Source organism: Photobacterium kishitanii, from assembly GCF_003026355.1.
In the GTDB taxonomy this organism is placed as follows: domain Bacteria; phylum Pseudomonadota; class Gammaproteobacteria; order Enterobacterales; family Vibrionaceae; genus Photobacterium; species Photobacterium kishitanii.
The window spans coordinates 114,105-129,082 of record NZ_PYON01000012.1 but is presented as its reverse complement, the minus strand read 5'-3'; the positions used below and the strand labels follow the sequence as shown (position 1 = coordinate 129,082).

14 protein-coding genes are annotated in these 14,978 nt (G+C 36.6%); 6 read left to right on the top strand and 8 right to left on the bottom strand.

Annotated features, from left to right (window positions below; genetic code table 11):
* Nucleotides 1–77: 77 nt before the first annotated feature.
* The 3 genes from C0W29_RS14690 to C0W29_RS14680 form a co-directional block, all read right to left on the bottom strand.
* Nucleotides 78–872, bottom strand: coding sequence for an alpha/beta fold hydrolase (locus tag C0W29_RS14690; RefSeq protein ID WP_107174066.1), 795 nt, complete (start codon nt 870–872; stop codon nt 78–80).
* A gap of 113 nt (nt 873–985) precedes the next feature.
* Nucleotides 986–2,080, bottom strand: a complete 1,095-nt coding sequence (locus C0W29_RS14685) for a nucleotidyltransferase family protein (RefSeq protein WP_045044814.1) — start codon at nt 2,078–2,080, stop codon at nt 986–988.
* 90 nt (nt 2,081–2,170) lie between these two features.
* Nucleotides 2,171–3,022 carry a CPBP family intramembrane glutamic endopeptidase gene (locus tag C0W29_RS14680; RefSeq protein WP_045041399.1) on the bottom strand — a complete coding sequence of 284 codons (852 nt, stop codon included), beginning with the start codon at nt 3,020–3,022 and terminating at the stop codon, nt 2,171–2,173.
* Between the two features lie 143 nt (nt 3,023–3,165).
* On the opposite strand from C0W29_RS14680, the gene C0W29_RS14675 reads away from it, so the two are divergent.
* Nucleotides 3,166–4,671 carry a cobyric acid synthase gene (locus tag C0W29_RS14675; RefSeq protein ID WP_045044863.1) on the top strand — a complete coding sequence of 502 codons (1,506 nt, stop codon included), beginning with the start codon at nt 3,166–3,168 and terminating at the stop codon, nt 4,669–4,671.
* A gap of 254 nt (nt 4,672–4,925) precedes the next feature.
* Here the strand turns inward: C0W29_RS14675 and C0W29_RS14670 are convergent, their stop codons facing one another.
* Both C0W29_RS14670 and C0W29_RS14665 read right to left on the bottom strand, forming a co-directional pair.
* Complete coding sequence (locus C0W29_RS14670; RefSeq protein ID WP_052671610.1) at nt 4,926–5,627, bottom strand: DUF305 domain-containing protein; 702 nt, start codon at nt 5,625–5,627, stop codon at nt 4,926–4,928.
* A 185-nt stretch (nt 5,628–5,812) separates the two neighbouring features.
* Entirely contained in the window at nt 5,813–6,292 is a 480-nt protein-coding gene (locus C0W29_RS14665; RefSeq protein ID WP_036790781.1) for an aminoacyl-tRNA deacylase, read from the bottom strand.
* A gap of 242 nt (nt 6,293–6,534) precedes the next feature.
* Between C0W29_RS14665 and C0W29_RS14660 the strand changes: the two genes are divergently transcribed.
* Nucleotides 6,535–7,566 (top strand): hypothetical protein, encoded by a 1,032-nt coding sequence (locus tag C0W29_RS14660; protein WP_045041398.1) that lies wholly within the window; start codon nt 6,535–6,537, stop codon nt 7,564–7,566.
* 67 nt (nt 7,567–7,633) lie between these two features.
* On the opposite strand, the gene C0W29_RS14655 is transcribed toward C0W29_RS14660, so the two are convergent.
* Both C0W29_RS14655 and C0W29_RS14650 read right to left on the bottom strand, forming a co-directional pair.
* Entirely contained in the window at nt 7,634–8,248 is a 615-nt protein-coding gene (locus C0W29_RS14655; protein ID WP_045041397.1) for a hypothetical protein, read from the bottom strand.
* Between the two features lie 190 nt (nt 8,249–8,438).
* Nucleotides 8,439–9,332 carry a LysR family transcriptional regulator gene (locus C0W29_RS14650; RefSeq protein ID WP_045044813.1) on the bottom strand — a complete coding sequence of 298 codons (894 nt, stop codon included), beginning with the start codon at nt 9,330–9,332 and terminating at the stop codon, nt 8,439–8,441.
* Between the two features lie 107 nt (nt 9,333–9,439).
* Here C0W29_RS14650 and C0W29_RS14645 point away from each other — a divergent pair, with 107 nt between their 5' ends.
* On the top strand, nt 9,440–10,360 hold the full coding sequence (locus tag C0W29_RS14645) for an MBL fold metallo-hydrolase (protein WP_045044812.1): 921 nt from the start codon (nt 9,440–9,442) through the stop codon (nt 10,358–10,360).
* A gap of 149 nt (nt 10,361–10,509) precedes the next feature.
* Here the strand turns inward: C0W29_RS14645 and C0W29_RS14640 are convergent, their stop codons facing one another.
* Nucleotides 10,510–10,752 carry a hypothetical protein gene (locus C0W29_RS14640; RefSeq protein WP_036790772.1) on the bottom strand — a complete coding sequence of 81 codons (243 nt, stop codon included), beginning with the start codon at nt 10,750–10,752 and terminating at the stop codon, nt 10,510–10,512.
* A gap of 255 nt (nt 10,753–11,007) precedes the next feature.
* Between C0W29_RS14640 and C0W29_RS14635 the strand changes: the two genes are divergently transcribed.
* The 3 genes from C0W29_RS14635 (at nt 11,008) to msrA (ending at nt 14,914) form a co-directional block, all read left to right on the top strand.
* Complete coding sequence (locus tag C0W29_RS14635) at nt 11,008–11,898, top strand: LysR family transcriptional regulator (RefSeq protein WP_045044811.1); 891 nt, start codon at nt 11,008–11,010, stop codon at nt 11,896–11,898.
* A gap of 516 nt (nt 11,899–12,414) precedes the next feature.
* Nucleotides 12,415–14,124, top strand: a complete 1,710-nt coding sequence (locus C0W29_RS14630; protein WP_045044810.1) for a L,D-transpeptidase family protein — start codon at nt 12,415–12,417, stop codon at nt 14,122–14,124.
* 295 nt (nt 14,125–14,419) lie between these two features.
* The gene (msrA, locus tag C0W29_RS14625) at nt 14,420–14,914 is read left to right on the top strand and encodes a peptide-methionine (S)-S-oxide reductase MsrA (RefSeq protein WP_045044809.1); all 495 of its coding nucleotides are present in this window, start codon (nt 14,420–14,422) and stop codon (nt 14,912–14,914) included.
* Nucleotides 14,915–14,978 lie beyond the last annotated feature (64 nt).

The window sequence follows — 14,978 nt, the reverse complement described above, 5'->3', positions numbered from 1 at the left end:
AGACTATATTTGAATTTGAGCCCAGTGAGTGTGCAATGCCTCACTGTGGCTTATGATTGTTATAAGCCGAATAGCTATTAGCGAGTTGTTTGGCTGTGCTGTTGAATAAATTCAATAGAGTGGTAGTTAAACGCTTCTGGCTGCTCAATGTTACACACATGACCACAACTTGATAGTTGGGTTAATATGCTGTTTTTATGAGATTTAATCATATCTTTTACTGGTTTAATAAACATATAATCATGTTCACCCATTAAATATAGTGTTGGGATCGTGAGTTCTTTTTCTTTAAAGTATTTCATTATTGGATTGACATCAGTTGCAAGTTTAAACCAACGTTTGAATTCTTGTTGGCATAATTTTTTGGCTTCGCGGATAAATAAGTGACGTGATTGACGCTGGCTTTTTTGTGGCATGACGATATAAGCAAATAATCGATAGAGCCACATATAAGGTAAAATATGCTTACTAAGGTTGCCTAGCTTTATCAGCAATTGAGATCGAGTGTTTAGCCGTGTAACTGCGCCACCAAGGGTCATTGTTTGTACGCGTTCAGGGGCAAGTTCAGCGAGATGACGAATAATGATCGTACCCAACGAAATACCTACAAAATGCGCAGATTGAATGCTGAGGTGATTAAGAACATCAATAATATCTTTAGTCACCATTTTGAAACTATAGTTATTATTGATTACATCTTGGAACATGGTGTTAGATTTACCATGACCACGTAGATCCAGTAAGAGTAAATTAAAATGCTGCTTGTAGGCTTTTATTTGTTTAAACCAGATCGCAGAACTTCCGCCTGCACCATGCACAAATACGACCCATTCTTTGCTCTGTTTATGTTGGTATGTTTTGTAAAACAACATGTTATTCAACGTAATTACCTTTCCCTGATAATGATTTCGCATAGTAGCATGATAAGTAATGTTAGGTACTGTGTTATAGGTAGAAAGTGATCTTGGAGTAGGTCAGGATCACTTTAGTAAATCACTTCTTCATCATCATGTGGAATACTATTAATAATTAATCGTTTAATAAGATGGGGAACAATGCAATAAATTGGCATTTGTTTTAAACGACCTCTAAACCGAAGTGATTTTACCGCATCTCGATAACCTTTATTGCGATGTAAAGGAAATTGATAAATAAACCTATCAATAAAACGTTGTTGGTATAGCCAATAGGATAATCGGCTTAATTTATGCTGTTGAAAATAAAGTAGTACATTTTCAGGAACGGGTAAGTTAAATAAATGGTGGCATAAATTTACGGCAAGATAAAGGCTATTATCATTACCAACTTGCTGGTGGAGTTGAATTAGATTATGCCAAAAATTTGCTTGCTGACCAAAGTAAACAAATTGCAGATATAAACTGTAAATATCACGTAAGCCATAATGATAATCAATTTGGTTAAATAACATAATCGCTTGGTGAAGCACCATCGCATCGGGTGATAATAATGTTGCAGGTTTACATGCTGGGGGGGATAAATGATGGTGTAGCAGTGGCATAGGGTTGAGTTTATTGATTAATGTTTTAGGTAATAATTGAAAGTGAATTGCGAGTTCAGTACGCCGTTGTTTATGAATCAGAGGTGTAGTTTGCTGTGCCCAGCGACGATAAAAGGTTTCCTCATAGTCAGCAATATTTTTGTAACGCCAGCCATTATTGAGTAGTGCTTTTTCAACGTTTACCACATGTTGTTGTGGAACATAAATATCGATATTATGTTTGATTCTTCCCGCAAACATATCATTATCGAGCCACTGTAATGCACTACCGCGTAAATAACGCCAAGAGCTAATCACTCCCTGCAACTGTTCATTTAAATGTTGGTGCTCAAGCAGTAATTGTTGTTGTTGTTTTTGATAGCTATGGAATCCTGATAGTAACTGCTGTTGGATGGGTAATGGTAGGTCTTGTTCGATATGTGCTCTATCACAACGTGCTTTTAGCTGGCCTAATAGTGAGAGGTGACGAGCTTCGGTGATAATTTGATAACTAAGCCTATCATCAATATTCAGTAATATTTTAGGGTTGTTGAGAACATCAATGAGCAATAATTTCGACATTCCATCTTGCTCCTTATCCCTTCTTTGGTGCGATTAAATCACTTGTGGCTTACCCAAAGAAGGGATAAAACTTCTTTTTATCTTGCATTATTACAATGGTAGTGGATAGGTGAAAAAGACTAAATGTAGTAAGTTAAATGCAAAATGAACCACGATAGCGACCGTTATCTTCCTCGTCCAGTAATAGCTTAAACCATAAAGTACGCCAGCTAGTGTCGCAATTATGATAAATAGTGGGCCACCGGCAAAGTGCACTAATCCAAATAATATACTGGCAATGATAATAGCAATCGGCGCTGATAATTTTTTGCATAAAAACCCTTGAATATACCCTCGAAAGAGCACTTCCTCAGCAACGCAGGTGAAGATAAGGTTATTAATAGCGAAGATCCACCACCATGATGGCAGTGTTAATTCTGGTTTTACTAGCTGTAATGCCCATGCTAATAACGGTAAGGTAATTAAACCACCACCAATAATGATCTTTTGAGTGAATGAGAGTGAAATATCACGCCAGTTATATTCGTTATTACTTAATATATTAGGCACTAGTATTAGTAGTGCAAAAATAAGCATTGGCTTATCAATATTAAAGTAAAGTGTAAAAGGGCGACTGAGTGGGCCACTGATAACCTTATCAAGTACTAATAAATTATTGATGCCAGGATAAATGTGAATGATTAATCCTACTGCCCACAAGATAACGGCGGCATGGCCAATATATATTAACGATTTGGTATGTTGTCGTGCAGTCAAACTGGCTATAGCGATACCACTGATTACAATTATGGCACCAATAATTGTGAGAGCATTAAATGCCACAGCAGCTATTAATGTGAGTATTAACGGTATTCGCCAGGAAGTTGTTTTTGTTAAGATACACCCAACACTAATCGCAAGTAAAAGCCATACCAACATTGTCGGGAAAATAAGATAATTCATAAAAGGGATTCAGGAAAAATGATAATCAATATCATATACATCATATTGGTTGTTATGCAAGTATGTTTTTATGACTTATTGGTAATAATCATTGATACTTTGCAACGATAATGGCTTTTATATAAAAATGGAATTAGGAAATGATGGATACATTACAACCAACGGTACGCGCCTTAATGGTACAAGGAACAACCTCAGACGCAGGAAAAAGTGTACTGGTGGCAGGGTTATGTCGAGTATTGGCACGCAGAGGTATTAACGTTGCTCCTTTTAAATCACAAAATATGGCATTAAATAGTGCAGTAACTAAAGATGGTGGTGAGATTGGGCGAGCACAAGCTGTTCAAGCTCAAGCATGTGGTATCGATCCTAGTGTACATATGAATCCGGTATTACTTAAGCCAAATACCGATGTTGGTGCGCAGGTGATAGTGCAAGGTAAAGCTTTAGCTGACATGAATGCGGTTGGTTACCATAATTACAAAAAAGTGGTGATGACACCCATTATGGAATCTTTTACGCTACTGCAACAACAGTATCAAACTATTATTATTGAAGGTGCGGGTAGTCCTGCCGAAATCAATTTACGAGAAAATGATGTCGCTAATATGGGCTTTGCTGAAAAAGCCGATGTACCGGTGATTATTATTGCTGATATTGATCGCGGTGGTGTGTTTGCACACATTTATGGCACCCTTGCATTACTCTCTGAGTCAGAACAAGCACGAGTTAAAGGTTTTGTTATTAATCGGTTTCGCGGTGACATTAAGTTACTTGAATCTGGTTTAGAATGGCTTGAACAAAAAACAGGTAAGCCGGTGTTAGGCGTGTTGCCATATTTACATGGTCTAATGTTAGAAGCTGAAGATGCGATAAATTGTCAACAAGTTGAAGCAGCAGAGCAACAATTAAATGTGGTAGTTCCCGTTTTAACCCGCGTTAGTAATCATACTGATTTTGACCCACTACGTATGCATCCTCAAGTTAATTTACAGTTTATAGGTAAGGGTCAACCATTGCCTACTGCTGATTTAATCATTATTCCGGGGACGAAAAGTGTACGCAGCGATTTAGCTTTTTTATGTGAGCAAGGATGGGATAAACAGATCCAACGGCATTTGCGTTTTGGTGGCAAAGTGATGGGGATTTGTGGTGGTTATCAGATGTTAGGTGAAACCATTGCTGATCCGCATGCTATTGAAGGTGAGGCGGGGATTAGTCGCGGTTTAGGATATTTATCTATCGCTACTATTATTGAAAAAAACAAATGCCTTCAACAAGCAGAGGGTACGCTAACATTACCTGATCAAGCGCCTGTAATGGTTAAAGGTTATGAAATTCATGCTGGTGTCACTCAAGGTGTGACGGCTAATGCACCTTTACAATTAACTGATGGTCCTGATGGTCCTGATGGTCCTGATGGTCAATTGGGTTGTGATAATCAAGTTTTTGGAACTTACTTGCATGGTATTTTTGAGCAACAAGCGGCGTGTGATGCAATTTTAGGTTGGGCTGGTTTAGAAGCAACTCAAACGCCTGATTTTGATCAGATTCGAGAACAAGGTATCGATCGTATAGCTGATACTATTGAACAACATATGGATTTAGCGGCGTTATGGCCACAGTGGGCGGATAAATTTAAGCGTTAACATTATTGTTATTTAAATGAAAAGTGGGTTGTAACTCATATGTAGAATGCAGTGAGTCTTGCACTGCATTATTGCGACTTTAATTAAGTGTTAATTTATCTTCAGAGTAGATGATATGGTCATCAGTAATTAGATTTACTTTTATATTATTGATGATTGCGCCATATAATTGGTTTGTTTGTTGGGAAATAGCATTAACTGATAAATCCGACTTAAAGTAAGTCGGATTTTCGTATAAAAGCTGGAAGTTATGACTAATGGTGATTGTGGCTTGATGTCATATCTTTAGTTGGAGTTACTTTTTGTGCTGCTGGCGCATGTTCTTTTAGCCACATTTTCATGAACGTAATTTCTTTGAGTTGCGCTTTGATAATGTTTTTAGCAAAGGTTTTAGTCGATTGATCTTTTAAGTAAGGCATGATGACTTCGGCCATTTCTACTGCGGCTTCATGGTGAGGTAGCATACCCGCCATAAAATCAATATTAGGGTTGCCAGTTAGTTTAACTTCCATCATGTTGTGCATTATTTTCATCGACTTAGTCATCATTTCTTCTGAGTTAGCTATGTCACGTTTATCTTGTGGTAGTTCTTTATGTGATGCTAACCAATTCTTCATATAAATCACTTCTTGTTGTTGTGATTTAACAATATCAATGGCTAATTGATGAACTGCTGGGTCTGTTAATGTTGGTAGAATCGATTCACTCATCACTATTGCACCTTCATGGTGCGGTAGCATACCAGCGATAAAATCTAAATCTGGATCACCTGTTAACTTTAAAGAATGCATACCAGACATTGCCGTCATAGAGTCATCCATCATTGTTTTTGATGCCTCTAGATTGGTTGTTGCTTTCGTTGGCATATGATTACTATGGTCGATGACGTTGTCACTTGCGAAGGCTGTGGTAGAAAGTAACGTCGATAAAAGAATAGCTAAAGATAATTTTTTCATGATGATTCCGAAATGTGGTATTGAAAGCAATAACATAAAGCTTCCACTATGGGGAAGGTCAATGTATTTTTGTTGTATTACAGATAAATAGCGAATTTACCGTTTTAGGACCAATATACTTATGTTACCTAAGTATATTGGTAGGTTTGTCTGGTATTTATTCTTATTGCGCTATGAATTTAAGATCAATGATAAACTGTTTTACTAAAGTGAATATGTTTTGCATTCTTCATTATTTCAGTAAAAGCGTAATGATCTAATCGTAACAAGGTTTGATGATCGCCCGCTTCAATATAAATATTATCTAGGTCATCAAGTTGTTGGTCGTATATTACCGCTATATTATATGCGCTACCAATCGGTGGAATTGCGCCTTTTTCACAATCAGAGAATAGACGATAAACTTCTTTTTCATCAAGAAGATGATATTCAGCATTAAATTCATGATTAAGAACCGCTAAATTTATCTTTTTGTCAGCGGCTAACACTGCCATAACTTTACGGCCTTCATGATCTAAGAGTAAAACTGCTTTAGCGACCATTTTCGGTGGAATACCGGATGTTGCCGCATTACCAAGGGAATCTTCAGTGTGGTAATGATAAACCTTTTGATAATCAATATGATTTTGCTGTAAATATTCATTTAGTCTTGTTGAAATAGCCATAATAACCTCCTACATGACTGATCTTTTCAATCGAATAGCATTTAGGTAATCACCTCATACAGTATAGTTTTAGATTATAGTTTTTTGTATTAAGACTATTAATAGTAATGAGGGTTGAAGGGATAATGTAACGACACTTTATTGTTGAAGCTAAGCTGTTTTAATAATTAGTGTTCTAACTAAATTTTCGTTTAGTGATTATCTTTGTTACAATTCCGCCGTTGTTTTTAAAGGTGGGCTAAATGAAATTATTGTATTGGTTAGATGAGTGGTTAACGCACTCGCGTTCGCAGCAACAAGCACAACTACCGATGTCTGGAGGGGACTTACTTGATGATGTATTTGTTAAGTATGAGTTTGTTGATGTAAATAAACCGCTATTGTTTACTTTTTCTCCCGCAGGTACAAATGTTCAGGAGCAAGATCTTGATGATGATTTCGCACCATGGGGCTATCATTTAGCTCGAAAACAACAAGTAAATGTTATTTCTTTTCAACATTTAGGCAAAAGTAATTGGTTTCGTAGTCGTAACTTAATATTCTTTCTTGAACAACTAACAACGCTGCTTGAGCCCTTTAATTATCGATTAGGCTATGGTTTAAGCCGTGGTGGTTTTGCCGTTGGTGCCTTTGCGAACCTACTGCAACTTGATCAAGTATTATTATTTCATCCTGTAAGCACTAAGAATAAATCTATTGCTCCGTGGGATGATAGATCGAGTACTGCACTAGCTCAGCAATTTGATTGGGAAGGTGATTATCATGATCTCAATTTAGGTAAAGCTAAAGGCTATATCATTTATGATCCGACGAATAATATTGATCGTTTACATGCTAAACGTTATCCCGAACTGACTCATTTACGTGTATTTGGTATGGGGCATGGTACACATGCTACTTACCTTAATAAATTTGGCTTTTACAAGCAGGTCGCTGTGGATTTTATCCGCTATCAGAAAATTGATATTGCTCAGTTTCGTCAGCAGACTAAGACATTACGTTTTAAAGAAGATTATTATCAAAGTCTTAATAAAGCGAATGCTTACTCAGATCATCGTTTAGGTTTATTGAGTACTGCGCATAATATTCTTATCGATGAAAAAGAAGCGCATGTGCAAGAGCATCAGGCCCAAATTGATGTACAACCTCTCATCGATATTGCGATTAAACATCAAGATGATTATCCGCAAGATGCAATTCAATTGTTAGAGATGGCACAGCAACTTGTTCCAAACGATCCATTAGTGGAACATAAACTTAGACAGTTACTTTAAGGCTGTTATAGCCACATCATTCATAAGCTATGTGCTGTGGGAATGATGTGGTGATTCATCGCTGTAATTATTTATTGAGTACTATTGCTTGGGTCGCGGTTGCGATTGTTTTTAGATATAACTTAAACAACATTGATATATTTTGCTGAACGTTTTTTTCGATAAGCTCATTATTATCAACAGCATATCTATGTATGCACGGTGGTGTATTACGATATAAATAATTAATATTATCAGTGATAAGTAAATGACTAAATTGGTGTTTCATATCATCGATATCAATTAGCTCAGTTACCAGATAATCGTAAATATGATGAATATTAATCGAGTTAAACGATAGTTTTGTATCTGTGATATTGATGAAGCCACGGGTCATAACCGCAACGTCTGCTGACCAGCGAAGAGGGTCATATTGACGTGCCAGGTAATGTGAAAAAGCTAAATGTCCATAATGGCTATTAATATTAGATTGGACTGCATGATCGCAATTAACAGCATCAATCCAGCTATTAATTGATGGAGCCAATTTAGAATTAAAATAATCAAAAAACTGCGAATATGAGCCTTTTATTGTGATTAAGTCGAGTTGATGTAGGCTAAGTTCAGCGTTTACTTGAGCAAGAAGTAAGGGCATTGTTAACGTTGTTGTTACTTGTGCTGGTACTGTGGTTATATTGTTCATATATATCTTCGTTAGCTATACAATCGTCTGATTATTCAATTAATTTTATTGGGTGGGATTAGACAACGATTAGCCGTGAGATTTTGTAGCCTAGCTCTCATTTTTTAAAATAATAAGTCTATTTAGACATGCTTTTAACTGAATGGTTAACTTGTAATCTATAGATGGCAGTGATTCATTGTGGTTGGTATTAGTTTAAGTCCCTCCCTCCGAAAACAGCGTCAAATTTCTCATATAGCCAACGCATTACAGGGCCATCAATGTGATCTACACGTTTAAGTAGTTTCATTTCGAGAGGTAACGTTGTTTTATAGTTATTTTTTTTAATGCTGACTAAACCATCATTCTCATTAACTGTCCAATTAAAAACAGTTTCAGGAACCAGTGCCCAGCCGATCCCTAATGAAACCACACCTGCGACATTAAAATAGTTAGTTAAATACCAGCAAGATGGAGAATATTTATTCTCATCCATATCTGTTATTAATTTAATTTCTCTATACTCACTTAAATCACGTGTAGAGGGAGAGTGTAACTGGGCAATTGGATGATTTTTAGATGTAATTAGTATTTGTTGAACGTGATCTAAATGACGTTGTTCAATAAATTCAGAGAATACGGACGGACTTAATGTTATAGCTAACTCTATATTTCTATTGATAATTCCTTGAATTATTTCCTTGTGAGGTGCATTTATTATCGTTAACGATAGCGACGGAAATTTCGCTGCTATTTCTTTGAAAATGAGATCGATCTTTCCGAAAGGCAATCCATCTTCTATGGCTATAGTTAAAGCGTTTTCCATCCCCATTGATATGTTAATCATATCTGTATTGATACGTTCACATTTTATGAGAATTGACTTCGCATTATCATAAAATTTATTGCCTTCAGGGGTAGGTGTTGGCGTTTTCTTCGCTCTACTAAAAAGTTGTAAACCAAGTATTAATTCTAAATCTGCTACTGAATTACTTACTTTAGATTGTGCGATACTAAGTTTTCTTCCTGCGGCAGAAAAAGAACCTTGTTCTACTGCGGCTACAAATATTTCTAATTGTTCTAACGTCCAATCGATCTTATACATCTATCTTGTTTCTATATAGGTTCTATATTGATGATAACAGAGGATCTAATAATAATTCATGAAAATTAAATCTATTTTTTCGTTCAATTATACTTAGAGTAATTTAGATGGTTAGAGCAAAGAAAAAAAGACTCATTAACTCATTAACCTCGTCAATCGTCATGATGACGTTTTCAACATCGTTATTGGCTAGCGAATCAAAGGCCCAATCCGCTTCTGGAGATTGGTTTAAGGTCAGTTATATTGCTGATAACACCTATATGATAGAAGAACCTAAAAGCAGCCAGTATAATATTAGTTATTTAATTATAGGTAATCAAAGGGCGTTAATGCTTGATACTGGCTCTGGTGAAAATCGTTCTCATTGTAAGCAAAGAATTAGTAATATAGTCAATCAATTGACCGATAAACCAGTAACGTTATTACTGACCCACTTTCATTTTGATCATAACGCGAGTATTGATGAATTTGATCATATTGCTTTTGCTAATATTGAAAAAATCAGAGAAAGAGCGGTTGATGATAAAACATACATCTTCACCCCTCAAGAGTTAGCGTTTGGTACATATCCAGAAAAAGCGATTGTTAACGAATGGCTGGATTTAGGTAAGAATATAGATCTGGGAAATCGAGTAGTTAAAATCACACAGGTAAAAGGCCACACAGACGATAGTGTACTTGTTGTTGATGAAGGTAATAAAATAATATTTACGGGTGACACGCTTTACAATGGGCCATTAATTGTTATTGGAAAACATAACTACGCCCCATATATTCAGACAATAAATAAGATGCAAGTAGACTTTAATGATTCTTATTACTTCTATGGCGCGCATGGTAGCAAAGAGTTAGGGGGGATGATGCGATACTCAATACTGTCAGGTACGTCAGATCTTCTTGAATGTGCTCAAAAAGAGGCTTGTGACTATTCAGAAGTGATATCTGAACAGCTTGGTGGCAATGAACTCACGGGGACTCTATTTATCAAAAATGAATTACCGCTGATATATACCGAAGATTTGCATTAAAGAAAAAGCCGCTTAAATTGCGGCTTTTTCTATGGTGTTCTTGGTATTCAAAGGCACTTCTTTAAAGTAACAGTGCTGATATAAATCTCGGTGTAAATTATTCTTAATTCAAAGCATAATCTTAATAAGTATTTATATTAGGTTGCTACTTATTTAGCGCTAGCAGATGCTAATTTTTCTGCGAATGTTAACTGTGATGTTTTCTGAGTAAAGACAATACTTGAATTATGGTCGCCTGCAATACCATCTTGTACATAGCGTTGAGCATTTGTAGCATGAGCTTGTGGTGCTTTTAAAGATACATTACCAGTAAAGTTACCATCAGCAGCAGCAACACTGTAAGACGTTGATAAAATAATAGCCATAACGATTGTTTGTAGTGATTTTTTCATATTTATTACCTCTATTGATATCTAGACTGTTTGCTCTGCAATTGTTAATTCCTATAAGTCATTAACATTAGATACCCTTCTGACACGTGTTTTTAACGTAAGCTAAATCCACCTGTTTGCACGTTTAACAGTATTAAAATTCATTTTATAAGCTGAATGCCTTGTTGATGTGTGTAGTCTATGGCAATGACATATCAGAATATATAAAGTATTATTTAGTTTAAACATCATATTTAGTTATGTATTTGGTGGAAAATGAAGTCAAAACTCGATTTGAATTTATTGGTGGTTTTCTTAGAAGTGTATCGACTTCGTTCAATCACTTTGGCATCAGAGTCATTAGGCTTAACGCAACCAGGGGTCAGTGGTGTACTGAAACGGTTGCAATCTCAGTTAGGTACGCCACTTTTTGTAAGAGAAGGACGAGGAATTAGCCCGACTCATGCCGCGATACAATTAGCTGCCGAGATTGAGCCTGCTTTAATTAAAGTAGAGAGTGCGTTAGGGAATGTGGCCGGTTTTGATATTCAATCACATCGAGCTTTTACTATTTATGTTAATGAAATTATTATGCATATAGTAAGATCTAAAATTGAAGCCGATACAACATTAGGTAATTGCACCATTCAATTACATATGACACCCAATAGTGAAGAAGAATTATTGCACCAACTCAGCTTACAGAAAGCCGATCTAGCAATTGATGTGGGTGTACGATCTAATTCCGCTTTTTCCTATGCACCATTTATTGATGATGACGTCGTTGTGGTGTGTCGTAAGGGGCATCCAAAAATTCAAAACACACTTACTCGAGAGCAGTTGGACACTGAGATTAGATGCTCGGTTCAACAGCGGCGAATAGATTTACTGGAAATGAATTACTTCACCGATGAGAACCTGATGCCGAAAGAGATAACATGTGAGGCGGCATCAGCCTTATCAATGTTGGCGTTGGTCTCTGAGAGTGACTCTATAGCAATGGTGAGTGCATTATTAGCTGAGAAGTACGCTAAGCTATTTAACTTGCAAATTATGCCGCTACCATTGGCATCAAAGCCTTTTAAACATTTTATGATGTGGCATAAGCGCAACGATAATAATCCTGCAAACAAGTGGCTAAGAGATAAGATTAGCTCAATTTTGTAATATTAAAGCAAGTTAGGTGTTGGGCTTAATCTGCATAGTAGTAAACGTGTTATGTGGGCATTCCGCTTAGATATCACAGCAAAATCAGCGTACTTTTATCAGAGGACAAGGATAGAAAAAAGAGCTATCAATGGGAAATGAGCAAACAGAGGTCAACTAATTGACGTTTGTTTTTATGACTCACTAACTATTTATTTAATAACGTTTAATTCTCACTGCAATGAAACATTGTTTTTAACGAAATAAATAAATCATCACTTTTATTGCGTCAAAACTTTCAAGACTAAATTTTAAATTTAACTAAATGGTTTCATTTAAGGTTAAATATTTGTTTTATTTTTCATTAATAGAAATTGAAAAAAATTCACCTCAAAATTTAATATTCCGAAATTAAGATTTTCCATCTATCTCTTTTTAACATAAATTACGTCTATTAGTTATTATTTAAGTCGTTGTTATTTTTTTGATGAATGATTTTAATTCTAAAAAGCATGTTTTTTAGTAAAGGAACGTTGGATGAGATGTAATCGTAAAAAAATAAGTACATTAATTGGTTCGGTAATGACTATATCTGCATTGTTGGCCAGTGGTTCTGCCTTGGCTACCGAGAATGGGGCGAGTAGTGATCTGGATTGGCATGTATTAGATGGCGTTACGGTTAATAGCACAGCGTCTTTGTGCTCGAACTCAACGGTAAAAGTGTGCAACGGTGGCATTTTGAATACGCTGTATGCCAAAAATAACTTCATGCCATATTGGTTAAATCTAGCGCTTGTCAATGCGATTATGCCGCAATTACAAGCGCTGGCGGATTCCAATACACTACCCGGTATGAAGCAGCGTCTAAAAGAGTTGAAGAAATTAGAGGCATTGCCGGATGAGCGTGGATTTGATCTTTTATTAACGGATACGTATTTGGTTTACGTGGATTATGTGCATCAATTAATGCTAGATCCTCGACCATTATACAATTCACAGCCAGTGAAATTGACGCCATTGACATTGAAAATGGCGCAGAGTTATTTCCCATTAACGGTTCAAAAGATCCATTCTCTTATTCCTTCTTCGCTGTTTGTTCCAACAATGGATGTTATTAACCGCCTATTAAACTTGCCGGCTAACCCACTTGATTCGAGTAACGTTCACTTTGATGAGATTGTTCCGTTCGGGGATACCATACTTTATGGTGGTAAAGTGGCGACAGTGCTTTGGAATTTGGGCTATTTAACTCAGCCTCAATATCAACAAATTACTGCCCAAGCAACGATTACCAATACCGGAGTGATGAATCAAGCGATTAAGGCCTTTCAAGGCGACTATGGTTTGAAGATGGACGGCATTATTGGGCCTGATGTTGTGAGTCAATTAATCCGCCCTTATTCTAGTTTGGCACGTATTACGGCATTGAACTTACAACGTGAGCGTTTTTCACAATTGCAGGGAAATGGCCCACAAATTATTGTCAACATTCCTGATTTCAAAATGACGTTATATGATAATAAAAAGCCCGTATTTGAGTCGAAAATTATTGATGGGATGCCAAAACGCCCAACCAATTTATTCCAGTCATACATCAATACGGTTGTGATTAACCCTTATTGGTATGTACCTGAAACAATTAAAGTTAAGAACATTATTCCAGCGGCCAAAGCCAATCCTAATTTTTTAAAGAATAGCCGTATTGATGTCATTAACAGCTGGACAGATCGCTCTGTTGTGCCGCCAGAATCAATTGATTGGGCAACGGTGGATCCGCAGACATTTACACACGAATTTCGCCAAGATACAGGTCCTGAAAACGCTTTAGGGCGTGTAGCGTTCTTAATGCCTGACTCGTTCTCTGTGTATTTGCACGATGAAGCGCAATCAGAGTATCCATTGTTTAAACATTATCACCGAGATTTTAGTTCTGGTTGTATGCGTGTTCAAAAACCACGTCAGTTGGCAACAATGATTTTGTCTTATCAAAATATGCCGAACTTGCCTTCGGTTGACGATATGATTAATACCAACAAGCACCGTGAGATTGGCTTGAATATGCGTGTTAATCTTGATGTGGCTTACTTAACGGCTTGGGTAACACCCAGTGGTCAGTTAGAGATGCGTCATGATATTTACGGTTACGATAATTCACGAGCTCAACCGATTCAGAATCAATTTATTTCGATTCCAAACTACCGTACGAAGCAACGTATTAAACTGGCATTGAATGATCAAACTAGCTAATTTGAACGTTGTTGTTGTTCATCGTTAATACTCCATTATAAGGAATATTAACGGTAGCTTAATGGTTTATTTACTCTGCCGCGTAGCGTTTGTGTTCAATAAACTGTTTAACAATGAGTTGCTATTCGGCTAACTCATCTGATCCCTCAATAGTCATTAAATTATTGATGATATTAACTTGTATGGTTAGCGCTAATTGGTGAGTGGTATTTTCAAGTTCTCATTGCGATAAATATTAACTTGTGGTTGTATTAAAAGTCATAAGTTCACGCAATGTGACGATAGGAGTGGTGATATGAGTCTCGAAAAAGCAATTCTAGCGGGTGGGTGTTTTTGGGGTATGCAAGATCTTATTCGTCGACAACACGGTGTGGTTTCAACACGGGTTGGCTATACTGGTGGGGATGTTGATAATGCAACCTATCGCAATCATGGTAGCCATGCTGAAGCGATTGAAATCACCTTTGATAATACGCAAACGAGCTTTACTCAAATCCTGACGTACTTTTTTCAAATCCATAATCCTTCAACCCCTAATCGCCAAGGGAATGATATTGGTTCGTCATACCGCTCTGCTATTTTCTATACCTCAAATGAGCAAAAAATCATTGCCGAAGATTTTATTAAACGAATGGATGCTTCAAGTATTTGGCCTGGCCCGATAGTGACAGAAGTTGTGCCTGCGAGTGATTTTTGGCAAGCAGAGCCTGAACATCAAGATTATTTAGAGCATCAACCGAATGGCTATACCTGCCATTTTCCGCGTCCAGATTGGGTGCTTCCTGAATAATAAAATAACTATTTGGCTTTTCATTATTTGAGGAGCCAAATGTTAAAAATATTGCGTTAATATA

Bases quoted from the DNA above. Each gene is read 5' to 3' on its own strand.
- C0W29_RS14645 (WP_045044812.1), top strand. From the start codon at position 9,440: ATGGTTAGAGCAAAGAAAAAAAGACTCATTAACTCATTAACCTCGTCA.
- C0W29_RS14630 (WP_045044810.1), top strand. From the start codon at position 12,415: ATGAGATGTAATCGTAAAAAAATAAGTACATTAATTGGTTCGGTAATG.
- C0W29_RS14675 (WP_045044863.1), top strand. From the start codon at position 3,166: ATGGATACATTACAACCAACGGTACGCGCCTTAATGGTACAAGGAACA.
- C0W29_RS14650 (WP_045044813.1), bottom strand. From the start codon at position 9,332: ATGTATAAGATCGATTGGACGTTAGAACAATTAGAAATATTTGTAGCC.
- msrA (WP_045044809.1), top strand. From the start codon at position 14,420: ATGAGTCTCGAAAAAGCAATTCTAGCGGGTGGGTGTTTTTGGGGTATG.
- C0W29_RS14670 (WP_052671610.1), bottom strand. From the start codon at position 5,627: ATGAAAAAATTATCTTTAGCTATTCTTTTATCGACGTTACTTTCTACC.
- C0W29_RS14640 (WP_036790772.1), bottom strand. From the start codon at position 10,752: ATGAAAAAATCACTACAAACAATCGTTATGGCTATTATTTTATCAACG.
- C0W29_RS14665 (WP_036790781.1), bottom strand. From the start codon at position 6,292: ATGGCTATTTCAACAAGACTAAATGAATATTTACAGCAAAATCATATT.
- C0W29_RS14655 (WP_045041397.1), bottom strand. From the start codon at position 8,248: ATGAACAATATAACCACAGTACCAGCACAAGTAACAACAACGTTAACA.
- C0W29_RS14685 (WP_045044814.1), bottom strand. From the start codon at position 2,080: ATGTCGAAATTATTGCTCATTGATGTTCTCAACAACCCTAAAATATTA.
- C0W29_RS14690 (WP_107174066.1), bottom strand. From the start codon at position 872: ATGTTGTTTTACAAAACATACCAACATAAACAGAGCAAAGAATGGGTC.
- C0W29_RS14660 (WP_045041398.1), top strand. From the start codon at position 6,535: ATGAAATTATTGTATTGGTTAGATGAGTGGTTAACGCACTCGCGTTCG.
- C0W29_RS14680 (WP_045041399.1), bottom strand. From the start codon at position 3,022: ATGAATTATCTTATTTTCCCGACAATGTTGGTATGGCTTTTACTTGCG.
- C0W29_RS14635 (WP_045044811.1), top strand. From the start codon at position 11,008: ATGAAGTCAAAACTCGATTTGAATTTATTGGTGGTTTTCTTAGAAGTG.